Source organism: Candidatus Palauibacter scopulicola, assembly GCF_947581915.1.
In the GTDB taxonomy this organism is placed as follows: domain Bacteria; phylum Gemmatimonadota; class Gemmatimonadetes; order Palauibacterales; family Palauibacteraceae; genus Palauibacter; species Palauibacter scopulicola.
Map to the genome: position 1 here is coordinate 1 of NZ_CANPWG010000025.1, position 2,605 is coordinate 2,605.

The 2,605-nt window shown below is 71.0% G+C and carries 3 protein-coding genes; all 3 read right to left on the reverse strand.

The window, feature by feature from the left end:
* Positions 1-748: hypothetical protein (locus RN743_RS05195; RefSeq protein ID WP_310777085.1), on the reverse strand; the 748-nt coding region annotated here is incomplete at its 3' end.
* A 292-nt stretch (positions 749-1,040) separates the two neighbouring features.
* Positions 1,041-1,973: a hypothetical protein gene (locus tag RN743_RS05200; RefSeq protein WP_310777089.1), complete on the reverse strand. Its 933-nt coding sequence runs from the start codon at positions 1,971-1,973 to the stop codon at positions 1,041-1,043.
* A partial coding sequence (locus RN743_RS05205; protein WP_310777093.1) for a VirB8/TrbF family protein occupies positions 1,970-2,605 on the reverse strand: 636 nt, incomplete at its 5' end. The genes RN743_RS05205 and RN743_RS05200, both read right to left, overlap by 4 nt.

Sequence of the window (2,605 nt, forward strand, 5' to 3'; positions counted from 1 at the left end):
CGATCCAGCGCACGAGGTTCGTGTACGCCTGTTGCCAGAACGGCTCGCGCGACTTGCCGAAGAGCTGGTTGATGAGGGACGCCACGCCGTAGGCCATCGAGTAGGAGTCGAGGAGCGGATCGTCCAGCGGGTTCCACTGAAGCGAGCCGCCGAGCCCGATCTCGAGGTAGTCGTCTCCTCGCCCGGCGTCTGCGAGGATCTGCCGCACCTGGTGGCAGAAGTCCCCTTTGACTTCGAGCACGAGCGCGCCCGCGCGGCGGGCGGGATCATCGGCCTGCCAGGACAGGAGTTGCCGCGCGAACGGGTACATGCAGGCGGTCGTCTTGCCGGTGCCGACGGCCCCGACGACGAGCATGCCCGTGTAGAGCCCCTTCTCGGGGATGACGAGCCACGAGGGCCGCACGCTCTCGGTGGCCACGGTCGGATGGTGCAGCTCGCCGATCACGAGCGAGGGCGCGTTGTCCTGGGGCGACGTGGGCCAGTCGGGGAGCTGTCCGTGCGCTCCGCGTCCCCGCCGCGGCTGGATCCATACTCTTGTGACTGAGAGCGCGATCGACCCGGCCAGGAACACGGCGACGCCGGGCGCGAGGAAGTGCCAGAGGTGGATCGCCCGGTGCAGGCCCGGATCGCGGTCGGCGATCAGGTCCAGGTACGGGTTGCCGCCCGGACCGGGAAACGGCGCGAGGAACGCGCGCCAGGCGAGCGCCATGAGTGCGACTCCGATGAGGACGAGCGTCCACGGCCTCAACGGTCGGACACCCTTCCCGGAGGGATCGATGCTGCGGGAGCGACCCAGGCATGGGGGCGAGGGTGTGAAAACACACTCGCCGCTACGCCGTACCGAGCCTCTGGCGAGGGGGGTCGCTCCCGCCCCGGCCAATGCGGCCCGTCCGGCAACGGGCGGGCGGGCCGCGAGGCCGCAACACAACACCGCGCAAGCGGATCAGCGGAAGCGCGCATGTGAATCGCCGGGACGCGACCTTGTGAAACGATGCCTCGCGTCGTTTTCACGCCGCGGTGCGGCATAGCAGGCGCGCCGATCATCGGTAGCGGACCCTCGCGAGGCGCTCGGTCCGCCAAGCGACGCCGCGGTCGATGGATCCACGGCCGCCCTGCCGGCGGGCTTGGTTTTCCAGGGCGACGCTACGCTTCAAGGCGGCCTGCAGGCCGCCGAACTCATCGAGGATGTGCACCGCGCCCTGCACGATCGCCCGCTCGATCCGGGCGAGTTCCTCCCGGATCGCGGGGCACGATTCTCCGGGGCCGGCGGGCTCGGCCCAGCCGCCGATCACGCGCCGCGCCCGCTCCAGCTCTCGCCCGGTCCGGGCGACGGCCACGACCTCGACGGACAGGTCCAGCTTCGCGAGCGCGCGCCAGAGCCCGCGGTGCGCCTTGCCCCACGAGCGGAGCGCGGTCGCCGTGTCGTGGCCAGGCTCGGCGTAGACGAACAGCGCGCGGGCCGAGTCGAGCGCGACGGGCAGCTTCACGGGGAAATGGCGCCGCGTCTCCCGGGCGGCGCCGCGGTACACGCGCACGGGCAGGAGCGAGCGCTCGATCCCGAGCGCCTCGAACGCGGCGACCTTCTCCTGCTCCGTCGGGAGCCAGGGCAGGTCCGCATGCTCGATGACGTAGTCGAGCGAGAGCAGGCGGCGCATGAGGACCTCGGTCGAGGCGCCGCGCCGGTGCCGGATGTGCTCGGCACCGAGCGCGCGGTAGACGGGCCGTGAGAAGATCCGGCAGACGCGGCCGATGCCCGCGATGCCGGGCTCGGTCTCCTCGCTCGCAACGCGCTCGGCGATCAGCCCGTGGACGGCGCGCCGGACCTGTTCCGGGTGCGCGTCCATGAACCGCGCGCACTGCGCGCGCGTGAACACCCCGCTGTGCAGGCACACCAGCGCGATCCACTCGGCCTTCTCTCCGGTCCAGCCGAACGGCTCCAGCGCCTTCTCACGGCCCTTGAGATGTGCGATCACCTGGAGTCCTCCGTGACCAGCGCGCGGTCGGCTTGGAGGTAGGTGATGAGGATGCCCATCGGGTTGTGGACGACGAGTTCGGGCGGGATGCTCTCCAGGAACTCGAACCGCAGCGAGAGCGACCAGCGCTCGCGCAGGACCTCCTGTCCGCCCGCGAGATGCACGAGCTCGAAGTCGGCGGTCGCGCCGTGGGGCGGCTCGGGCGAGGGGTGGATGCGGAGCACGACGCGTTCGACCTGGCGCTCGGTCTCGGTGGTCCCAGCTGCCACGCCAGCCACCTCGTCGCCGTCGCGCGCGAACGCGGCGTTGGCCAGTTCGGTCGAAAGGAACCGGAGGCTGCGGGTCCAGTGCTCCTCGACGGTCGCGCGGCGCCGCGAGTGGAAGTCCGCGACGAACCGGTTGAGGAAGTACTTGGTGGTGGGATCGAGCGGATCGGCCTGTGCGGTGGCGGCCTCGTAGGCCATCGCCTCGGCTCGGCCCACCTCGTCGACCCGCACGACGATGGGCTTGGGCGGCTCGGCGCCCGCAATACGCAGCAGAACGAAGACGCCAAGCACGATGCTCGCCGACAGGAAGATCAGGATCGTCCTGAGCTTCCGGTTCGCCTGCACCGCCTCGCCCCAGATCTCGGC